Source organism: [Roseibacterium] beibuensis, assembly GCF_039542305.1.
In the GTDB taxonomy this organism is placed as follows: domain Bacteria; phylum Pseudomonadota; class Alphaproteobacteria; order Rhodobacterales; family Rhodobacteraceae; genus Roseibacterium; species Roseibacterium beibuensis.
Genome location: NZ_BAABHW010000004.1, coordinates 241,867 through 260,401 on the forward strand (window position 1 = coordinate 241,867; position 18,535 = coordinate 260,401).

The window sequence follows — 18,535 nt, forward strand, 5'->3', positions numbered from 1 at the left end:
GATCGCGACAAATAACAAAGCCGCCCCAAAGGGACGGCTCTGCAGGTTTCTTGTCCGTAGCGTTGGATCGCGCCGATCACTCACCGGCGGTGGCGAGGTAAGCGATCAGGTTCGCACGGTCCTCTACGTCGCGAAGACCGTTGAACGCCATCGCGTTGCCGGGCGCATAGGCGCGCGGGTTTTCGATATACGCCGAGATTTCCTCGGGCGTCCATTCACCCTCAAGCGCCAGGAGCGCGTCCGAATAGCTGAAACCGTCAGCCGAAGCCATCTGGCGTCCGACGACCCCATACAAAGAGGGTCCGACCCCATGCACACCGGGATCAAGTCTGTGGCACGCCGTGCACTGGCGGAAAATGCGCTCGCCCGAGGACGCATCGGCAGTCGGATACACGTCGGCGAAGGCCACTTCGATGACCTCTTCCTCTTCTGCCTCGGACTCAGCGTCCTCGGCGATCAGCACGTAGCCTTGGACCTCGTCGTCGCCGCCCACGTGATACAGGCTTTCAGCAGCCCAGCCGCCCAGCAAAAAGAACAACAGGGCGCCGCAGAGCGCGCCAAAGGCCTTGGTCAGAGTCATCGTGTTGAACATGGATCTTCCCATTCAGGTCGCGGTTTCGGGCGTATGTATGGTGTTTCCTTGGTCCGAGGCAAGGTGTAGGGAGCGCGACGAAACGCCCTTTGCACGAAAAAGACCGGGTTTGTACGCCATGACCAATCGCATCGCCTTCCAGGGAGAGCCCGGAGCCTACTCTCACCAGGCCTGTCATGCCGCGCGCCCCGGTCTCGAAGCCCTGCCCTGCGCCAGTTTCGAAGACGTGATCAACGCCGTGCGCGAGGGCCACGCCGACCAGGCCATGTTGCCGGTCGAGAACACGACCTATGGCCGCGTCGCCGACATCCATCGCCTGTTGCCCGAATCCGGCCTGCATATCGTGGACGAGGCCTTCGTCCGCGTGCATATCAACCTGCTGGCCGTGCCGGGCGCCGAGGTTTCGGACATCAAGGAGGCGTGGAGCCACCTTGTCCTGCTGCCGCAATGTGCGCGCTTCCTGCGCGATCACGGCATCAAGGGCCGGGTCAGCCCCGACAATGCCCGCGCGGCGCGCGACGTCGCCGATTGGGGCGACAAGTCCAAGGCGGCGCTGGCCTCGGAACTGGCGGGCGAGATCTATGGCCTCGACGTGCTGGCCCGCCATATCGAGGATCACGACACCAACACCACGCGCTTCCTGATCATGGCGCGTGAACCCGACATGACACGCCGGGCCGATCACATGATGACGACCTTCGTCTTCCGCGTCCGCAACATCCCCGCCGCGCTCTACAAGGCAATGGGCGGCTTTGCCACGAACGGCGTGAACATGACCAAGCTGGAAAGCTACATGGTCGACGGCTCCTTCACGGCGACGCAGTTCTACGCCGATATCGAGGGGCACCCCGACGACCGCAACGTGCAGCTTGCCCTGGAAGAGCTGGAGTATTTCACCTCCATGCTCGAAATCCTCGGCACCTACCCCGCGGACCCGATGCGCGACTGATCGCGCGAGACGCCGGGCCGCGCTGAAAAAATCTTATAACGTTAAGGAAATCTTCACGCCCCCATGCGACACCACCCGTCATGCATCACATGATCGGGCAGGCGAGGGCCGGACGCGCAGGGCGCGCGCTTCCCGCCTTGGGGTGTCCGCCGGATGCGCCCTTGCACAGCGCCCGGTTCAGGCGCACAGATGGGGGGCGCAAACGGATTTGCCCCGATGAACCCCTTACGCGGAATTGCCCTCAAGATCGCCTCGGTCTGTGTCTTCGTGACCATGGCGAGCCTCATCAAGGCGGCCTCGGACACGGTGCCGCCGGGCCAGGCGGTGTTCTTCCGCTCGGTATTTGCGATCCCGGTGATCCTGGTCTGGCTGGCCAGCAGACGCGAATTGCCCCGTGGCCTCTATACCAAGAACCCGATGGGCCATTTCTGGCGTGGGCTGGTTGGCACAAGCGCCATGGGCCTGGGCTTCGCCGGTCTTGGCCTTCTGCCCCTGCCCGAGGTGACGGCGATCGGCTATGCCGCGCCGATTCTCGTCGTGGTCTTCGCGGCGATGTTCCTGGGCGAGAAGGTGCGCCTGTTCCGCCTGTCGATGGTCGCGCTGGGGATGAGCGGGGTGCTGATCGTCCTGTCGCCGCGCCTGTCGGTCGATGCGGCCTCGGTCGACCCGTCGCAGACGCTTGGCGCGGTCGTGGTGCTGATGGGGGCGGTCTTCGCCGCGCTGGCGCAGGTCTTCGTCCGCAAGCTGGTGCAGACCGAGGGGACGGCCGCCATCGTCTTCTGGTTCTCGGTCACCTCGGCCTGCCTGTCGCTTCTGACCCTGCCCTGGGGCTGGGCATGGCCGACGCCGGGCGTGGCGGCGATGCTGGTCGGCGCGGGGCTGTTCGGCGGCTTGGGCCAGATCCTTCTGACCTCCTCCTACCGCCACGCCGACGCCTCGCTGATCGCGCCGTTCGAATACAGCTCCATGCTGCTTGCGCTGGCCGTGGGCTACACCGTGTTCGGAGAGGTGCCGACCGTGACCATGCTGGCCGGGGCCGCGCTGATCGTCACCGCCGGGGTCGCCATCATCCTGCGCGAACGGCAACTGGGCCTGGAGAGGGCGCGCCAGCGCAAGGCCAACACGCCCGGCGCCTGATCTCAGGCCTGCTGGCCGCGCTGCATCTTGCGCCAGGTCGCCTCGGCCGCGTTGCCCTGCCGCGCAAGGATCGCCTGCAATTTCTGCATCACCTTGCCCCGCGCCAGCTTCATCGTCTGCAACAAAAGGCGGGCCGACAGCGTGTTGGCGGACAGTTCCATGACCGAGGTGACGCGTGTCACCGCGGGCGAAAGCGCAACGAAGGTCAGGTCATAGACGCAATCCATGCCCCCGATCTGGCTGGTGACGATACAGGTGTCCTCGGGGTCGAAGCTCGTGATCTCGGCGGCAATCACGCGGGTTTTGCCGCGCACCGGGACCTCGCCGCGCCACTTCGCGCCGTTCGCAGGCTCGGACCAATCGCCGATCCGGACGAGATCGGCCCCGCGCCCCTTCGCTTCACTCTCGAACTGGGAAAAATCCACGAAGCGAGACCAAACCACCTGCATCGGTGCGTCCACGTCTTCGGATACCTTGAACTTCATCTGGTCACTCCTTCATCCATCCCGAAACACCCTGCCGGGCACTGTCTCGCGTCTTGTTTTCGACTGTTCTGCCCACCACGCAACAAGGTCAAGTGGGTCGACCCATCGCTGCGTGCCCCCCGCATCGCTCAATCCAGCCGATCCGACAGCCAGTGCTCCAGCAGGAAATGCGCGATCGCGCCCTTGCGGGCGGGGGCGATTTCCGGGTGGCGCCCCGCGAAGACCTCCAGCATCTCCGAACGGGACACCCAGCGCGCGTCTTCCAATTCCTCCGGGTCGACCGTGATCTCGCGGCTCAGCGCCTCGCCCCGGCATCCCATCATCAGCGACGCCGGGAAGGGCCAAGGCTGGCTCGACAGGTACGACACCCGCCCCACCTCGATCCCGGCCTCTTCCATCACTTCGCGCCGGATCGCGCCCTCGACGGTTTCGCCCGGCTCAATGAAACCGGCCAGCAGCGAATACATCCGCTCGGGCCAACCGGGAGAGCGGCCAACCAGCACGCGCTCGCCATCGGTGATCAGCATGATGACGACCGGATCGGTGCGCGGGAAATGCCGCGCGCCGCAGCTTGGGCACGCCCTGTGCCATCCGGCCTCGGCCATCTCCGAGGCCGCCCCGCAGCGCGAACAGAACGGGTGGGTGCGATGCCATTCCAACAGGCCCCGCGCGGTGGCGACCAGTTCCGCATCGCGCGGCGAAAGGCCGGTCATCATGCGGCGCAATTCCGCAAAGCCCGCGCCGGTCTTTTCCTCGGACGGGTGGCGCTGGACGGTGTTGTCGACGAAACCGCCGATCTGGTCTTCATCCACGTCCGCCGGCACCCAGCCCGAGATATCGACGGCGAAAAGCGGGCCGGCTGTCTCGTCCCGCCCAAGGAACACCGGGGCCTCCCTGGCCTTGGCCAGCGTCGGATGGCCCATGGGGCGAAACGCCGGCGAAACCGCGCCCGTCTCGAAATCCCCCTCCAGCATGGGTTTGCCGCGCCAGAGCGGCAGCACGCCGGCCCCGTCCTTCAGCGCCTTTTTCAGCACCGCCTCGTCGCGCCGCATCTCGGCTGCCCGGTCCAGGCCCGAGCTTGCAAAAAGAACCGTTTCCGCCCGTTTCATGGCCTGTCCCCGCCCCGCCCACCAGCACCTGACGTTGGGCGTGGCGACAGAGTCACATCATTGAAATTCGAAGCCTTTTCCGTCACTTCGCGTCTGGCGGACCTGTTTTCCACAGGCGCAGCCTCCGCATACTGGCAGAGGGGAAGAACGGGGACAACATGACCCTTCGCTCGAACACATCAGGCGAAGCGACCGACGACGCGGTGCCGGTGCACCTGCGCGTGCTCGCGACCAGCGATCTGCACGCGCATCTTTTGCCGTTCAATTACTATCGCGACCAGCCCGATCCGGCCGTGGGCCTTATGCGCGTGGCCGAGCGGATCGTGGCCGAGCGCGCGGGGGCCGCGAATACCCTGCTTCTGGACAATGGCGATACGCTCCAAGGCGCGCCCCTGGGCGATGCGTGGCTGGATGACCTCCGCCCCACGGGGCGCGCGCATCCCATGTTCGCCGCGATGAACGCGCTGGGATACGACGCCGCGACCCTGGGCAACCACGATTTCGATTTCGGGCTCGAGGCCCTGGAAACCGCCCTTGGCACCGCGGAGTTTCCGGTCATCCTCGCCAATGTCCGTCGCCGTCAGGGCGCGAGCCGCTGGCCCAGCCGCGTGATCCTGACGCGGGACGTCGCCGACACCGCCGGAAACACGCATGACCTGCGCATCGGCCTGGTCGGCGTCGCCCCCCCGCAAATCGCGAAATGGGGGCGGGCGCGGCTTGGGGACACGATCGAGGTCACCGACATCGCCGACACCGTCGCGGTCGAGGTCGCGGCCCTGCACCGGGAGGGCGCGGACCTTGTCATCGTGCTGGCCCATTCCGGCCTTGGCGCGGAGCACCCCGAACCCGGCATGGAAAACGCCGCCACGGTCGTCGCCGCCCTGCCCGGCGTCGATGCCGTGATCGCAGGCCACAGCCACCGCGTGTTCCCCGAGGCCGAGACCACCGGCGCGCGCATCGTCCAACCCGGCGCGTTCGGCTCGCACCTGGGCCGCATCGACCTGACCCTGGCCCGCCAGAACGGCGTCTGGGCCATCACCGGCAGTACCGCCCGCACCTTCCCGATCTCCGAGCGCCCCGGCATCGGCCTGCGCGGCGTTTTGCGCCGCCACCCCGGCCTGCGCCCGATCCTGTGGACCGATCATCGCGCCGTCCGGCACTACACCGACCGTCCCCTTGGCCAGACCGCCGTGCCGCTGGAGACCTTCTTCAGCTTTCTCGCGCCCTGCGCCGCGACCCAGATCGTGGCCGACGCCCAACGCCACGCCGCGCAAGAGCTTCTGGCCGACCGGCCCGACCTCTCCGGCCTGCCGCTCCTCTCCGCCGTTGCGCCGTTCAAATCCGGCGGGCGGGGCGGCCCCGGCAATTACACCGACATCCCCGCAGGCCCGCTGCGCCTGCGCAACGCGGCCGACCTCTACATCTACCCCAACCAGCTGTGCATCCTGCGCATGACCGGCGCGGGCATCGTCGCATGGCTGGAACGCACCGCCTCGCTCTTCCGCCAGATCACGCCCCTTGGCCCGGATGCCACGCCGCAACCGATGATCGACCACGCCTTCGCCGGGTACAATTTTGACCGGATCGAGGGGCTTGGCTACCGCTTCGACCTCAGCCAACCACCCCGCACCAATGCCGAGGGGGACGAGATCTTCAACACGCCCGGCCGGGTGCGCGACCTGTGCCATGCCGACGGTCGCCCCGTTGTGCCAGAGGACACGTTCCTTATCGTCACCAATTCCTACCGGGCAGCGGGGGGCGGCCATTTCCCGGCCTGCGCCGAGGCCGAGACGGTCGTCACCTCGCCCGCCACGGTGCGCGACGCGGTGATCGAGGCTATTGCGACGGCCAAGCACCCGATCACCCCGCGCCCGACGGATCACTTCGGCTTCACCCCCCTGGGCAACACGCCCGTGCTGTTCGAGACCGGGCCGGACGCCGCCGCCCATGCCGAGCGGGCGCAGGCGCTTGGCCTGACCCCGCTTGGCCTGCAATCCAGCGGATTCTTCGGCTTCCGACTCGACCTGTAGCCGGCCACATCATGCATGCATAAAATTTCGCCACTCCGCCCAAAATATTTGCAATGGGCGGCAGCATCCTCGTAGCCTTTCCCCTCACATGCCGGTTTCGTTGACGCCGCGCGGCGCAGTCGCGTGAGTGAGGACGATTTAACGCCGGGCCGTTCCGGCCATCGAAGGAGGACAGCTTGCTGCACCGTGCCATTCCCGCCCTCGCCGCGACCCTGATCGCCGCGACCCCTGCCCTCGCGCAGGACACCGACATCGCCTTCGCGCTCGACTGGCGCTTCGAAGGACCCTCCGCGCCCTATTTCCTCGCCATCGACAACGGCTACTTCGCCGAAGAAGGCATGGATGTCGAAATTACCGCGGGCCAGGGCTCGCTCGACGCCATTCCGAAGGTCGCCTCTGGCTCCTTCCCCTTCGGCTTCGCCGACATCAATTCGCTGATCTCGTTCCTCGATCAGAACCCGGGCGCGCCCGTCACCGCGATCTTCATGACCTATGACAGCCCGCCGTTTTCCATCGTGGGTCGCGTCAGCCAGGGCATCTCGGGCATCGAGGATCTCGAAGGCTCCGTCCTCGGCGCTCCGCCGCCCGATGGCGCCTGGGCGCAGTTCCCGATCCTTGCCGCCGTGAACGATATCGACGTGTCGACCATCACCGTCGAACCCGTCGGCTTCCCGACGCGCGAGCCGATGCTGGCCGAGGGCAATGTGGATGCCGTGACCGGCTTCAACTTCTCGTCCTATCTCTCGGCCCTGCGCCTTGGCGTGCCCGCCGACGACCTGACGACGATCATGTATTCCGATCACGGCGTGGCCCTCTACGGCAACGCGCTGATCGTGAACACCGATTTCGCCGCCGAGAACCCGGAAATGGTCACCGGCTTCATCACCGCCGTCGCGCGCGGCTGGGCCGATGCCATCGCCGATCCTGCCGCGGGCATCGCCGCCGTTCTGGAACGCAACCCGGCGGGTGACGCGGAGCTCGAACAGCAGCGCCTGGAACTGGCCATCGAGGGCAACGTCCTGACCGACTACGTCATCGAGAACGGCATGGGCAACGTGGACCCCGACCGCCTTGCCACGGCGATCGAGCAACTCGCCCTGACCTACGAGTTCCAGAACGAGCCGGACGCGTCGCTCTATTTCACCGACGCCTACCTGCCCGAGGGCAACGTTCTGATGGTCGCGCCCTGAGCGCGGCTGACCTGAACACGACCCGCCGGGCCGGGGCCATCGCGCGCCCGGCCCGGCGGACCCGCGTATGCACGGGGTGTGTACAGGGTGTGTACGGGGTGTGACCCGCGGTTTTCGCAGCCCCTGCCAACCCTGCCCTTGCACGAACCCGACAAGCGTTGATGCGCCGTTAACCACCCGAAAGCCCTGCCGATGACGCCCACCCCCGCCTCCTCCTACATGATCGAACTGCGCGAGGTGACCCATGCCTACCGCACCAAGGCAGGCCCGCTACCCGTTCTCGACAACCTGACCGTCAAGATCCCCGAAAACAGCTTCTGCGCCGTGGTCGGCCCTTCGGGCTGCGGAAAATCCACGCTGACGCGGCTGGTGTCGGGCCTGATGCGCCCGAACGAGGGGCAGGTCTGGCTGCACAACAAGCTGGTCACCTCGCCGCGCCCGACCGTCGGCATGGCGTTCCAGAACCCGGTGCTGCTGGAGTGGCGCACCATCCTGCAAAACATCATGCTGCCCCTGGAAATCGTCAAAAGCCCCATGTCCAAGGCCGAGGCGACCGAGCGCGCGCATCACCTGCTGGACCTGGTGGGCCTGACCGGCTTTGCCGACAAGCGGCCTTCCGAGCTGTCGGGCGGGATGCGCCAGCGCGCCAGCCTCTGCCGCTCGATCATCCATAAGCCCGACGTGCTGATCCTCGACGAACCCTTCGGCGCGCTCGACGCCTTCACCCGCGAGGACCTGTGGTGCACCATGCACGACCTTCGCGAGGAAGAGCCCTTCACCTGCCTTCTGATCACGCATGACCTGCGCGAAAGCGTGTTCCTGGCCGACCAGGTGATCGTCCTGTCCGGGCGCCCGGCGCACGCGCAATACGTGCTGGACGTGGATATCGAGGGCAAGCGCACGCTCGAAGATCTCTACACGCCCAAGGCCGTCGACATGCTGGCGATCCTGCGCCACCAGATCCAGGTGGCCCAGGGCCGCGCCGATGCCGCTGATGGTCCCGAGATGACCGCGGAGGCCAGCGCATGAACGATACAGCCCGCAAGATCCTGGCGCCCGTCATCACCATCATCCTCGTGCTCGGCCTGTGGGAATGGGCGGTCTGGTACAACGAGTTGCCGAATTACCGGATGGCCAGCCCCTCGGACCTGATCCCGGCCTTCACCCGCTACTGGGAACTGTTCCTGATCAAGAGCTGGGAGACGCTGTGGCGCACCGTGGTGGGCCTTGGCCTTGCCGTCGTCGTGGGCACGCTGATCGGCATGGTCATGGGCTTTTCCCGCGTCGCGCGCGAAGGGCTCTACCCGATCCTCGTGGGTTTCAACGCGATCCCCAAGGCGACCGTGGTGCCCATCGTCGCACTGATCTTCGTCGGCCAGCACGACTTCAACACGATCCTGATCGCCTTCATGATCAGCTTCTTTCCCATCGCCGTCTCGGTCTCCATCGGCCTCAGCACCCTCGAACCGGAATACCGCGACATCCTGCGCAGCCTTGGCGCCTCGAACCTCACGGTTTTCTGGAAAATCGCGCTTCCAAAAACCCTGCCCGAATTCTTCGGCGCCCTGAAGGTCGCCGTAACCCTCGCCTTCATCGGGACGAACCTGATGGAGATCGTCAGCCCGCATGGGCGCGGGCTGGGGGATTTGTTCGACTCGGGGCGGATCAGCGCGGATTACCCGCTGATGTTCGCGGTGCTCTTCGCGCTCGCCGCTTTGGGGATCTTCCTCTATTACATCGTGGTTTTCCTCGAGAAGATCTTCGCGGGTTGGGCCGAGCGACCGGCAGGGTGACAGCGGCGGGCCAGCGGCCCCTTGCGACTCTGCGTCGTTTTCCCTATCTGACGCTTTGAGAGGTTGGCGCGGGCAAGCGCCTCGCCAACCTGGTCAGGTCCGGAAGGAAGCAGCCACAACGAGCCCCGCTTGGGTCGCTGTCCAGCCTCTCACCTCAGCGCATCGCGCAAGCGGTGCGCATCGCCCGACAGGGTCGTTTCAGGAAAACGACCCCGCGCGTGCCACCTGCCCCCCTTTAATCCATCGGTGCAGTCACCGGACCCGGTGCCTGATCATCCGGCGGCGATCCCACGTAGGATGAGATCACCCCGGCGGCGATCCACGTCACGATCAATGTCAACAAGAGCGCCGCCCACCAGCCGGGAACCCGCGCGATCCAGCGCAGCGCGGTGCCTTTCGGCAAGCGGCGCGATGTCAGCCAGAGCGGCAGCGCCACGAGCGCTGCGGCCAGTTGCCAGCCGAGAAAACCGGTTACCCGGTTCAAACCCCGCACAAAGCCGTCACCCGTCGCCTCAGCCATCAGGGCCGACACCGACAGGCCTGCGCAGACAAGCCACACCGCCAACAGGGCGGCAATGATGATGCGGTCACGGTCCATCGCATGTGACCTCCCGTGCATGATCGTATCAGCCGGGGCGCGCTCAGGCGATGCCGTGGTCGTCCACCTGCCCCGGATGGCGTTCCCCATGGACGCGGACGGGCGGACGCCTTAGGTTCGGACGACACCAACCCCAAGGGCCAGCATGAGCGACACAGCCGACACCGGTTACCAGGTTCTCGCGCGGAAATACCGCCCCGCGACCTTTGCAGATCTGATCGGTCAGGACGCGATGGTGCGCACGCTGAAAAACGCGTTCGAGGCCGACCGCATCGCGCAGGCCTTCATGCTGACGGGCATCCGGGGCACCGGCAAGACGACGACGGCGCGGATCATCGCCAAGGGGCTGAACTGCATCGGGCCCGACGGCATTGGCGGACCAACGACCGACCCGTGCGGTGTGTGCGAGAACTGCAAGGCCATCGCCGAGGGCCGCCATGTCGACGTGATGGAGATGGACGCGGCCAGCCACACGGGCGTGCAGAATATCCGCGACGCGATCATCGAGACGGTCAGCTACCGCGCCGCGACCGCGCGCTACAAGATCTTCATCATCGACGAGGTTCACATGCTCTCGACCAGCGCGTTCAACGCGCTGCTCAAGACGTTGGAGGAACCGCCCGCCCACGTGAAATTCCTGTTCGCGACGACCGAGATCCGCAAGGTTCCGGTCACGGTCCTGTCCCGCTGCCAGCGGTTCGACCTGCGGCGGATCGAGCCCGAGGTGATGATCGCGCATCTGAAATCCATCGCGGCCAAGGAAAACGCCGAGATCGCCGAGGATGCGCTCGCACTGATCACGCGGGCCGCCGAAGGCTCGGTGCGCGACGCGATGAGCCTGCTGGACCAGGCGATTGCCCATGGTGCGGGTGAAACCACCGCCGACCAGGTGCGCGCGATGCTTGGCCTGGCCGACCGCGCCCGCGTGCTGGACCTGTTCGAGGCGATCATGGGCGGCGACGCGCCCGGCGCGCTGAACGAGTTAGGCGCGCAATATGCCGCCGGGGCCGACCCGCTGGCCGTGCTGCGGGACCTTGCAGAAATCACGCATTGGCTGAGCGTCATCAAGATCACGTCCGAGGCCGCCGAGGACCCGACCCTCTCACCCGAAGAACGCAGCCGCGGCCGTGGCCTGGCCGACAAGCTGCCGATGCGGGTGCTGACGCGGATGTGGCAGATGCTCCTGAAGGCGCTGGACGAGGTCCGCCTTGCGCCCAACGCCATGATGGCCGCCGAGATGGCGATCATCCGCATGACGCATGTGGCCGACCTGCCCACGCCCGGCGATCTGGTCAAGAAACTGTCGGATACGCCGCCCCCCGCGCCCGGTGGTGGCGGCGGAATGCCGGGGGCCGGGCCGACCAATGGTGCCGCGCCTCGGGCGTACCGCTCCGCCGCGCCGCAGGGGGGCGGTGTGCAGGCGGCGCTGAACCGGGCGCCCGGCCCGGACCTGTCGCTCTACCCGACCTGGGCAAGCGTCGTGGCCCTGCTGGAACAGGCGCGCGATCTGAAATTGCTGATCGAAGTGAAAACCTGTCTGCGCCTCGTCTCCTACGCGCCCGGGCGGATCGAGCTGCAACCCACCGAGAACGCGCCGCGCGACCTGATCCCGCGCCTGGGCCGGATGTTGCAGACCGCGACGGGCGCACGCTGGGGGATCTCGGTCGCCAGCGAAGGCGGCGGGCCGACCATCGCCGAAGAGGCCGAGGCCGCGCAGCGCGCCATGGAGGCCGAGGTCACCGACCACCCGCTGATGCAGGCCGTTCTGTCGAAATTCCCCACCGCGAAGATCACCCAGATCCGCACCCATGCAGAGATCGCGCAGGCCGCCGCGACCGAGGCCCTGCCCGAGTTGCCGGACGAGGATGAAACCCCCGATGACTGGGACCCGTTCGAGGACGAATGAACGCAGCGCCCGATCCGCGTGACGCCTTGAGGCGGCACCGGCAAGGGCGTATCTGAAACCGAACCGCAATATGGAGTGTCCGACATGCTGAAGGGATTGGGCCAGCTGGGCGATATGGCCAAGCTGATGAAACAGGCGCAGGAAGTGCAGGGCAAGATGGCCGAGATGCAGGAGCAACTCGCCACCATGACCGTCACCGGTGAATCCGGCGCGGGCCTTGTGAAGGCGACCTCGACCTGCAAGGGCGAGTTGACCGCGCTCGATATCGACCCGTCGATCTTCAACGAGGACGACAAGGAAGTGGTCGAGGATCTGATCCTTGCCGCGATCAAGGACGCGCAATCCAAGGCGCAGGAAAAGAGCCAGGAAGAAATGTCCAAGCTGACCGAGGGGCTCGGCCTGCCGGCGGACATGAAGATGCCGTTCTGAGGCGCGCTTGACCGACGCCCCCAAGGACATCGAATCGCTGATCGAGGTAATGGCGCGGCTGCCCGGCCTGGGCCCGCGTTCCGCCCGGCGCGCGGTGCTGCACCTGATCAAGAGGCGCGGGCAGTTGATGCGCCCCTTGGCCGAGGCCATGACACGGGTGGCCGACACCGCCCGCGAATGCCTGAACTGCGGCAATATCGGCACGGCCGACCTCTGCCCGATCTGTTCCGATGACCGCCGTGCAAACGGGCAGATTTGCGTGGTCGAGGATGTGGCGGACCTGTGGGCGATGGAACGGGGCGGGGCGTTTCAGGGGCGCTATCATGTGCTGGGCGGCACGCTTTCCGCGCTGGACGATATCGGCCCCGACGACCTGCGCATTCCCAAGCTGATCGACCGTGTGCGGGGCGAAGGCGCGACCGAGGTGATCCTCGCGCTGAACGCCACCGTCGATGGGCAGACGACCGCCCATTACATCGCTGGCGAGATCGAGGGCCTGGGCGTTTCCGTCACGTCTCTGGCACAAGGGGTGCCCATAGGCGGCGAGCTGGATTATCTGGACGACGGCACGATTTCCGCCGCGCTCAAGGCAAGAAAGACACTCTGACATGGACGCACCTTCCGGTTACGTCGCGCTGATATGCCCCGCTTGTGGCGGCGGGCAGCTCTGGATCAGGGACGGGTTGATGAATTGCCGCCAGTGCGGGCACGAGGTGCGCGCCGAAGGCGGTGTTCATGCCCTCGCCCTTGGCAGCGCGCCACCGGCCGACACGCAGGCCGGCGACGTGGCGCGGGCCTTTTTCCCGACCGAAGCGGCCCGGCGCAGCCATTTCCGTGACCTGCAGATGATCATCGAACAGGTTATGGGGCGCCGGCACCTGTCGGACGTGCTGGAGATCGGCGCGACAGGTGGCGCCTGGACGGCGGGCCTGTCGGCGTCGGATCGGGTGCGCAAACTCTATACGACGGAAACCTCCGCCGCCGCGCTGAACCACCTCGTGTCGATTGCCGCCGCGCCGGGGACCATCATCCTGCAATCCGGCGCGGAAACGCTCGATTTCGCGCCCGAGTCGCTGGACATGGTCGTGGGGCGCGCGACGCTGTGCCAATTGGGCGATCCCAACGCGATGCTGACCCGCATCCGCGGCTGGCTGAAACCCGGCGGCGCGGCGATCTTCCTCGAACCCTGCTTGCAGGGAAAGATCTGGGCGGCCTTCGCCATGGACCTGATCCGCCGCTTCGAAGAGGCGGGCGGCCCGAATGACGAGGCGCCCGCCAGCGGGGGCTTCCTCGGGCGGAAACCGGCCGCGAAGAAGGGGCTCAGCCCCTTGGCGATGATGCGGCTTGAAGGCGGCACGCGGCAGGTCTTGCAAGGCGCACAGGGGATCGGGCGCGGCGAGGATCGCGTGTTCGACATCTCGACGCTCTGCGGGGTGGGATACGAGGCGGGCTTTGCCGAGTGTTTCCCGATCGACCAGCCACAGGACGAGGTCACGCCGCTGCGCCGTCTGAAGAACACGCTGGAAGGGCTGCTTGGCCACGAGAAAGGCGCGTTGGAGCGGTACGCCCCGGTCTTCGAGGCGCTGGACGCGACGTTCGGCGCGCTGCACGAAACCGCCCCGGTCGCCCCGATGGTCTATTTCGTGTTCCGCGCCTGAGCAAAGGGCGGCGGCGTTCCCTGCGGCCAGGACTTCAGCGCATGGGGCTGAAGATCGCCTGCTCCAGCGTGCAATCGCGGATCACGTCGTCGCCGCAGACGCGCGGCTCAAGCCCGCGCGTCAGGCAGATGCGCACCTCCTGCACCCGGCCCGCGCGGCAGGTCACGGTCAGCATGTCGGCGCTGAGATCCGGGTTCACTTCCAGGAACGCCTCTTCGATCACGCGGGCGGGCAGGCGCACTTCCCGATCCAGCCGGCGCAGCAGGTCGGGCCGGGTGACGCTGTCATAAGCCAGCCGCGACAGGCGGTAATAGTCCTCGGCATCCAGCCCGGTGCAGACGCCATGCTTGCGCCACTGGTGCCACGCCAGCCCCGAAGACCCCATGATATCGACCATCTCGCCGGTCATGCGGCGGGTGGGCATCGGTTCGACCGTGGGGCAATAGCTGGGCCACCCCGCCTCGTATTGCGGCCAGAGCCCGTGCAGCGTGAACCCGTAGCCCTGCCCCGCGTCGCATTGCGGGCTGCCGCGATCATCGCCCTCGATAGCGCACCAGGACGGGGTCCAACTGAGCGACAGAACGTAGTAATCGAACTCTCCGGCCGGTTCCCCTTCGGCCCCGGCGGCAACCGGAAGCGCGGCAAGAAGCGCCGCCAACAAAACCCCACGCACGCGCATTCCCTCTTTTCTCTGGCCCGGTCTGGGCCTATATACGCTGCGATTTCCCTGAAATCGAGGAATTGCGGAGGCCCCTCCGCAGCCGCTTCAACGGCCCGTTCCTCGTGTATTCTGTCTCAAGGAGACGATCCGATGAACAAACCCATCATGGCCAAGGCCACCGCCGTCTGGCTCGTCGACAACACCACCCTCAGCTTCAAGCAGATCGGCGATTTCTGCGGCCTGCACGAGTTGGAGGTGCAGGGCATCGCGGATGGTGACGTGGCCACCGGCGTGAAGGGCTTCGATCCGCTGGTGAACAACCAGCTGACCCAGGAAGAGATCGACAAGGGCGAGGCCGACCCGACCTACAAGCTGAAGCTGAAGTTCAACGCCGCCGCCGTGGGCGAGGAAAAGCGCCGCGGCCCGCGCTACACGCCACTGTCCAAGCGGCAGGACCGCCCGGCCTCGATCCTGTGGCTGGTCAAGTTCCACCCGGAACTGAGCGATGGCCAGATCTCCAAGCTGGTGGGCACGACCAAGCCGACGATCCAGGCGATTCGCGAGCGGACGCACTGGAACATCCAGAACATCCAGCCGATCGACCCGGTCGCGCTTGGCCTGTGCAAGCAGTCCGAACTGGATGCCGCCGTGCAGAAGGCCAACGCCAAGCGCGCCAAGGACGGCGAGGTCATGACCGATGACGAGCGCCGCCGCCTGGTTTCGACCGAGCAGAGCCTTGCCGCCGATCCCGACGAGCCCAAGATCCCCAGTGCGATCTCGGGGCTGGAAACCTTCTCGCTCAGCGACAACACGGCGGACGATGAAGAGGACGAGGCGGATCGCAAAAGCGCGATGGTGGATGCCGACAGCCTCTTCAACCTGCCCAACAGCAGTGACGACGACGAGGACGAGGACGACGATCAGCGCTGATCGCCTCGTCCCTCGAAGAACGAAAAACCCCCGACACGGTGCCGTGCCGGGGGTTTCTTTTTGGGTCCGGCGCGCGGCGACGACGCCTAGTGCGCGGCAATCGTGACGTTATCGAGCAGGGTGCGACCGCCATCCACGGTCAGCACCTCGCCCGTGACGAAACCCGCCCCGTCCGAGGCAAGGAACTGCACGGCGGCCGCGACTTCGCGCGCGCTGCCGATGCGGCCCATCGGCGTGCATTGCTTGATCTCTTCGCGCAGACCGTCGGTTTCGTTCAGGCTTTCTTTCAGGCTGGCCGACATGAGCGAGCCGAACGCCACACCGTTCACCCGGATGCGGTGCGGCGCCAGCGCGACAGCGAGGCTGCGGGTGGCCTGGTCCAGCGCCGCGCAGGAAATCGAATACCCCATCAGGTCGGGATGGGTGCGGCGCGCGGCGATGGAGGAGATGTTGATGATGGAGCCGATCGGCCCTTCCTCGACGCCATCGTCTTCGGCCTGCTGGATCATGCGCTTGGCCACTGCCTGGCTGAGGCGCAGCGCGGTGAACATGTTCTGTTCCAGAAGCGCGCCGACCGAACTGTCGGTCGGGTCCAGCGGGTCGGTCGTCAGAACCTGCCGGCTGGCATTGACCAGGATGTCGATCCTGTCGAAGGCGTCGATGGTCGCAGAGAGCAGGTTCGCCACGGTCAGTTTCTCGCGCAGGTCACCGGCGAAGTAGCGCACCTGCCCCTTGTCATCTTCCACCGCGCCGCATTCATCGGCCAGCCGCGCCTCGTCACGGTCGGCAAACATCACGTTCGCACCGCGGTCGATGAAATGCCGGGCAATGGCCAGCCCGACACCGTTCGCCGCGCCGGTGATGACCGCGGTCTTGCCTTGGATCGAAAGGGTCATGGGGTGCTCTCCGCTAGCGGCCCGCGCGCCTTGGCTTGGCGGCCTCGTAGATCTTGTAGCCTTCCAACTCGCCCAGCATCCGGCCCGTGCCGAAGCTGGCTTTCAGCGTATCTTCATAAGGCAGGTGACGGTTGGCCACCATGAAGAATCGGCCCGAGGGCTTGAGCATCCGTGCAGCCGCGGCAATGAAGGCACGCCCAAGGCCCGGATCGGCCTTTCGCCCGACATGGAAGGGCGGGTTGCACAGGATCGCGTCATAGGGCTCATCGGGCTGGAACCGCGTGGCATCGGCCCAGAAAAAGCGCGCGCGGTCGTCGTCGACATTGACCTCGGCCGCCTCGAGCATGGCATGGTCGGCCTCGATCAGATCGAGGCGTTCGATCCCCGCCTGTTCGGCCAGCACCTCGCCCGAGAGATAGCCCCATCCGGCACCGAGATCGGCCACGCGCCCCTTGAGCGGCGGCACCAGCGCCACCAAAATCTCCGAGCCGCGATCCGGTCCGTCCGCCGAGAATCCGCCCGGCACCGTAAGGTAGCCTTGTTCGGTTCCGGTGGGTTCTGCGATCCAGTCCATCACGGCGTCGGGCAGGGTTTCGGGCCGGGTCAGCCAGACCAGCTTGCCATGCGATTTCGACAGGACGCCGTCGATCTCGAACACCGTACGAAGCTGTTTCAAGGTTGCCTCGATGCCTTCGTCCTTCTGACCATCGACCATCAGAACACCGCCGGGCGGCAGGGCGATCAGCGCCTCGGCAATGGCCCCCAGCGTGGCGGCCCGGGCCTTGACGATCTGCACCAGCGCGGCGGCGAACTGGCCATCCTCGGGCAGATCGACCGCAACCTGCAGGCCGCGCGCGGCGAGACGGTCGTGGTCGGGGGCGAATCCCTGGACGCACACGACGTCGCCCAAGGCGGTGTAGTCAGCATCGCCACGGGCGCGCATGACCAGAACGGGGCCATCGGGCAGAATCACATCGCCTGCCTCGATCGCGAGGGTCCAACGGGGGTCTGTCATGGGGCGGGAAGGACCGGGGTCAGTCCTCTTTCTCCATCGTGCATTGCAGCGGGTGCTGGTTGCGCCGGGCGAAATCCATCACCTGCGCCACCTTGGTTTCCGCGATCTCGTAAGAAAAGACGCCGACGACCGCCACCCCCTTCTTGTGAACGGTCAGCATGATCTCGACGGCCTGGCTGTGACCAATGCCGAAAAACCGCTCGAGAACGTGCACGACGAATTCCATCGGCGTGTAATCATCGTTCAAAAGCAGCACCTTGTACATCGGTGGGCGCTGCGTCTTTGGCTTTGTCTTGGTGATGATTGTGGTCTCGCCGTCGTTCTCGGGCTTGTCCGTCATCATCTGCAAGGGTTGCATATGCTTCACGCCTCGGTCGGTTCATGGCCTGTCGCTTGGCCGCAATATATAAGCCGGTGAGCGATTCAGAAAAGAGGGGCCGAACATGGCATCCCCGCTGACCACCATCGGGTTCGACGCCGACGACACGCTTTGGCAGAACGAGCAGTTCTTTCGCATGACGCAGGCGCGCTTTGCCGACCTGCTGGCGGAGTATGTCGCGCCGGAACACCTGCACGCACGCCTGCTCGAGGCCGAGCGCCGCAACCTCGGCCATTATGGCTTCGGCATCAAGGGGTTCATGCTGTCGATGGTCGAAACGGCCATCGAGGTGACCGAAAAACGGGTGCCCGCCAGCGTGATCGCCGAAATTCTCGCCGCCGGTCAGGAGATGCTGAGCCACCCGATCCACCTGCTGCCCCATGCCGAGGACGCCGTGCGCGCCCTGTCCGAGTCGCACCGCCTCGTGCTGATCACCAAGGGCGACCTGCTGGACCAGGAGCGGAAGCTGGCGCAATCGGGGCTGGGTGAAATGTTCGACGCGGTCGAGATCGTGTCGGACAAGCGCGCCACCACCTATCACGCCATCTTCGCGCGCCATGGCGACGGGGCAGAGCGCGCCATGATGATCGGCAATTCGATGAAATCCGACGTTCTGCCTGCGTTGGAGGTCGGGGCCTGGGGCGTGTTCGTGCCCCACGGCCTGACATGGGAGTTGGAGCACGCCAGCGCCCCCGAGGATCACCCGCGCTACGCCGAACGCTCCGATCTGGGCGCCGTGGTGGACCTCGTGCGCGAGATCGAAACGCAAGGCTGAGGC

General features: G+C 66.2%; 20 protein-coding genes and 1 other RNA gene. 13 read left to right on the plus strand and 8 right to left on the minus strand.

All coding sequences use genetic code 11. From position 1 onward, the window contains the following. Positions 1-76: 76 nt before the first annotated feature. Positions 77-592 carry a c-type cytochrome gene (locus tag ABD923_RS14310; RefSeq protein WP_259549496.1) on the minus strand — a complete coding sequence of 172 codons (516 nt, stop codon included), beginning with the start codon at positions 590-592 and terminating at the stop codon, positions 77-79. Positions 593-710: 118 nt separating this feature from the next. Between ABD923_RS14310 and ABD923_RS14315 the strand changes: the two genes are divergently transcribed. Further along, positions 711-1,541 carry a prephenate dehydratase gene (locus ABD923_RS14315; protein ID WP_259549494.1) on the plus strand — a complete coding sequence of 277 codons (831 nt, stop codon included), beginning with the start codon at positions 711-713 and terminating at the stop codon, positions 1,539-1,541. A 216-nt stretch (positions 1,542-1,757) separates the two neighbouring features. Further along, the gene (locus ABD923_RS14320) at positions 1,758-2,678 is read left to right on the plus strand and encodes a DMT family transporter (RefSeq protein ID WP_259549485.1); all 921 of its coding nucleotides are present in this window, start codon (positions 1,758-1,760) and stop codon (positions 2,676-2,678) included. A 2-nt stretch (positions 2,679-2,680) separates the two neighbouring features. On the opposite strand, the gene ABD923_RS14325 is transcribed toward ABD923_RS14320, so the two are convergent. After that, positions 2,681-3,163: an SRPBCC family protein gene (locus ABD923_RS14325; RefSeq protein WP_259549483.1), complete on the minus strand. Its 483-nt coding sequence runs from the start codon at positions 3,161-3,163 to the stop codon at positions 2,681-2,683. 128 nt (positions 3,164-3,291) lie between these two features. Continuing rightward, positions 3,292-4,272, minus strand: a complete 981-nt coding sequence (gene nudC, locus ABD923_RS14330; RefSeq protein WP_259549481.1) for an NAD(+) diphosphatase — start codon at positions 4,270-4,272, stop codon at positions 3,292-3,294. Between the two features lie 158 nt (positions 4,273-4,430). On the opposite strand from nudC, the gene ABD923_RS14335 reads away from it, so the two are divergent. The 5 genes from ABD923_RS14335 to ffs all read left to right on the plus strand — a co-directional run bounded on the left by ABD923_RS14335 (position 4,431) and on the right by ffs (position 9,439). Then, positions 4,431-6,302, plus strand: a complete 1,872-nt coding sequence (locus tag ABD923_RS14335) for a bifunctional 2',3'-cyclic-nucleotide 2'-phosphodiesterase/3'-nucleotidase (protein ID WP_259549479.1) — start codon at positions 4,431-4,433, stop codon at positions 6,300-6,302. 179 nt (positions 6,303-6,481) lie between these two features. After that, positions 6,482-7,492, plus strand: a complete 1,011-nt coding sequence (locus ABD923_RS14340) for an ABC transporter substrate-binding protein (protein WP_405048305.1) — start codon at positions 6,482-6,484, stop codon at positions 7,490-7,492. Positions 7,493-7,684: 192 nt separating this feature from the next. Next, positions 7,685-8,521 carry an ABC transporter ATP-binding protein gene (locus tag ABD923_RS14345; RefSeq protein WP_259549475.1) on the plus strand — a complete coding sequence of 279 codons (837 nt, stop codon included), beginning with the start codon at positions 7,685-7,687 and terminating at the stop codon, positions 8,519-8,521. Beyond that, entirely contained in the window at positions 8,518-9,285 is a 768-nt protein-coding gene (locus ABD923_RS14350; protein ID WP_259549466.1) for an ABC transporter permease, read from the plus strand. The genes ABD923_RS14345 and ABD923_RS14350 overlap by 4 nt, the downstream gene beginning before the upstream one ends. Before the next feature lie 57 nt (positions 9,286-9,342). After that, an RNA gene (gene ffs, locus ABD923_RS14355) (signal recognition particle sRNA small type) lies at positions 9,343-9,439 on the plus strand. An 81-nt stretch (positions 9,440-9,520) separates the two neighbouring features. Here ffs and ABD923_RS14360 read toward each other — a convergent pair. Beyond that, positions 9,521-9,883, minus strand: coding sequence for a hypothetical protein (locus ABD923_RS14360; RefSeq protein WP_259549464.1), 363 nt, complete (start codon positions 9,881-9,883; stop codon positions 9,521-9,523). 145 nt (positions 9,884-10,028) lie between these two features. Between ABD923_RS14360 and ABD923_RS14365 the strand changes: the two genes are divergently transcribed. From ABD923_RS14365 to ABD923_RS14380, 4 genes are all read left to right on the plus strand, one after another. Further along, a complete protein-coding gene (locus tag ABD923_RS14365; protein ID WP_259549462.1) occupies positions 10,029-11,789 on the plus strand; it encodes a DNA polymerase III subunit gamma/tau in 1,761 nt (586 codons plus the stop codon). An 84-nt stretch (positions 11,790-11,873) separates the two neighbouring features. Next, positions 11,874-12,218, plus strand: coding sequence for a YbaB/EbfC family nucleoid-associated protein (locus ABD923_RS14370; RefSeq protein WP_222191507.1), 345 nt, complete (start codon positions 11,874-11,876; stop codon positions 12,216-12,218). A 7-nt stretch (positions 12,219-12,225) separates the two neighbouring features. Further along, a complete protein-coding gene (recR, locus tag ABD923_RS14375) occupies positions 12,226-12,825 on the plus strand; it encodes a recombination mediator RecR (RefSeq protein WP_259549460.1) in 600 nt (199 codons plus the stop codon). A gap of 1 nt (position 12,826) precedes the next feature. After that, positions 12,827-13,876, plus strand: coding sequence for a class I SAM-dependent methyltransferase (locus ABD923_RS14380; RefSeq protein ID WP_259549458.1), 1,050 nt, complete (start codon positions 12,827-12,829; stop codon positions 13,874-13,876). A 34-nt stretch (positions 13,877-13,910) separates the two neighbouring features. Here the strand turns inward: ABD923_RS14380 and ABD923_RS14385 are convergent, their stop codons facing one another. Continuing rightward, a complete protein-coding gene (locus ABD923_RS14385; protein ID WP_222191505.1) occupies positions 13,911-14,549 on the minus strand; it encodes a ribonuclease T2 family protein in 639 nt (212 codons plus the stop codon). A gap of 138 nt (positions 14,550-14,687) precedes the next feature. Between ABD923_RS14385 and ABD923_RS14390 the strand changes: the two genes are divergently transcribed. Further along, on the plus strand, positions 14,688-15,467 hold the full coding sequence (locus ABD923_RS14390; RefSeq protein WP_259549455.1) for a DUF1013 domain-containing protein: 780 nt from the start codon (positions 14,688-14,690) through the stop codon (positions 15,465-15,467). A gap of 86 nt (positions 15,468-15,553) precedes the next feature. Here the strand turns inward: ABD923_RS14390 and ABD923_RS14395 are convergent, their stop codons facing one another. The 3 genes from ABD923_RS14395 to clpS are packed head-to-tail and all read right to left on the minus strand — an operon-like array spanning position 15,554 to position 17,736. After that, positions 15,554-16,363 carry an SDR family NAD(P)-dependent oxidoreductase gene (locus tag ABD923_RS14395; protein ID WP_259549454.1) on the minus strand — a complete coding sequence of 270 codons (810 nt, stop codon included), beginning with the start codon at positions 16,361-16,363 and terminating at the stop codon, positions 15,554-15,556. Positions 16,364-16,376: 13 nt separating this feature from the next. Then, entirely contained in the window at positions 16,377-17,378 is a 1,002-nt protein-coding gene (locus ABD923_RS14400) for a class I SAM-dependent methyltransferase (RefSeq protein ID WP_259549452.1), read from the minus strand. 19 nt (positions 17,379-17,397) lie between these two features. Further along, positions 17,398-17,736 (minus strand): ATP-dependent Clp protease adapter ClpS, encoded by a 339-nt coding sequence (gene clpS, locus ABD923_RS14405; protein WP_259549844.1) that lies wholly within the window; start codon positions 17,734-17,736, stop codon positions 17,398-17,400. Between the two features lie 85 nt (positions 17,737-17,821). Between clpS and ABD923_RS14410 the strand changes: the two genes are divergently transcribed. Beyond that, on the plus strand, positions 17,822-18,532 hold the full coding sequence (locus tag ABD923_RS14410) for an HAD family hydrolase (RefSeq protein ID WP_259549451.1): 711 nt from the start codon (positions 17,822-17,824) through the stop codon (positions 18,530-18,532). Positions 18,533-18,535 lie beyond the last annotated feature (3 nt).

Bases quoted from the DNA above. Each gene is read 5' to 3' on its own strand.
- ABD923_RS14395 (WP_259549454.1), bottom strand. From the start codon at position 16,363: ATGACCCTTTCGATCCAAGGCAAGACCGCGGTCATCACCGGCGCGGCG.
- ABD923_RS14360 (WP_259549464.1), bottom strand. From the start codon at position 9,883: ATGGACCGTGACCGCATCATCATTGCCGCCCTGTTGGCGGTGTGGCTT.
- ABD923_RS14400 (WP_259549452.1), bottom strand. From the start codon at position 17,378: ATGACAGACCCCCGTTGGACCCTCGCGATCGAGGCAGGCGATGTGATT.
- ABD923_RS14315 (WP_259549494.1), top strand. From the start codon at position 711: ATGACCAATCGCATCGCCTTCCAGGGAGAGCCCGGAGCCTACTCTCAC.
- clpS (WP_259549844.1), bottom strand. From the start codon at position 17,736: ATGCAACCCTTGCAGATGATGACGGACAAGCCCGAGAACGACGGCGAG.
- ABD923_RS14320 (WP_259549485.1), top strand. From the start codon at position 1,758: ATGAACCCCTTACGCGGAATTGCCCTCAAGATCGCCTCGGTCTGTGTC.
- ABD923_RS14365 (WP_259549462.1), top strand. From the start codon at position 10,029: ATGAGCGACACAGCCGACACCGGTTACCAGGTTCTCGCGCGGAAATAC.
- ABD923_RS14335 (WP_259549479.1), top strand. From the start codon at position 4,431: ATGACCCTTCGCTCGAACACATCAGGCGAAGCGACCGACGACGCGGTG.
- ABD923_RS14380 (WP_259549458.1), top strand. From the start codon at position 12,827: ATGGACGCACCTTCCGGTTACGTCGCGCTGATATGCCCCGCTTGTGGC.
- ABD923_RS14410 (WP_259549451.1), top strand. From the start codon at position 17,822: ATGGCATCCCCGCTGACCACCATCGGGTTCGACGCCGACGACACGCTT.
- ABD923_RS14310 (WP_259549496.1), bottom strand. From the start codon at position 592: ATGTTCAACACGATGACTCTGACCAAGGCCTTTGGCGCGCTCTGCGGC.
- nudC (WP_259549481.1), bottom strand. From the start codon at position 4,272: ATGAAACGGGCGGAAACGGTTCTTTTTGCAAGCTCGGGCCTGGACCGG.
- ABD923_RS14325 (WP_259549483.1), bottom strand. From the start codon at position 3,163: ATGAAGTTCAAGGTATCCGAAGACGTGGACGCACCGATGCAGGTGGTT.
- ABD923_RS14350 (WP_259549466.1), top strand. From the start codon at position 8,518: ATGAACGATACAGCCCGCAAGATCCTGGCGCCCGTCATCACCATCATC.
- ABD923_RS14370 (WP_222191507.1), top strand. From the start codon at position 11,874: ATGCTGAAGGGATTGGGCCAGCTGGGCGATATGGCCAAGCTGATGAAA.
- ABD923_RS14390 (WP_259549455.1), top strand. From the start codon at position 14,688: ATGAACAAACCCATCATGGCCAAGGCCACCGCCGTCTGGCTCGTCGAC.
- ABD923_RS14345 (WP_259549475.1), top strand. From the start codon at position 7,685: ATGACGCCCACCCCCGCCTCCTCCTACATGATCGAACTGCGCGAGGTG.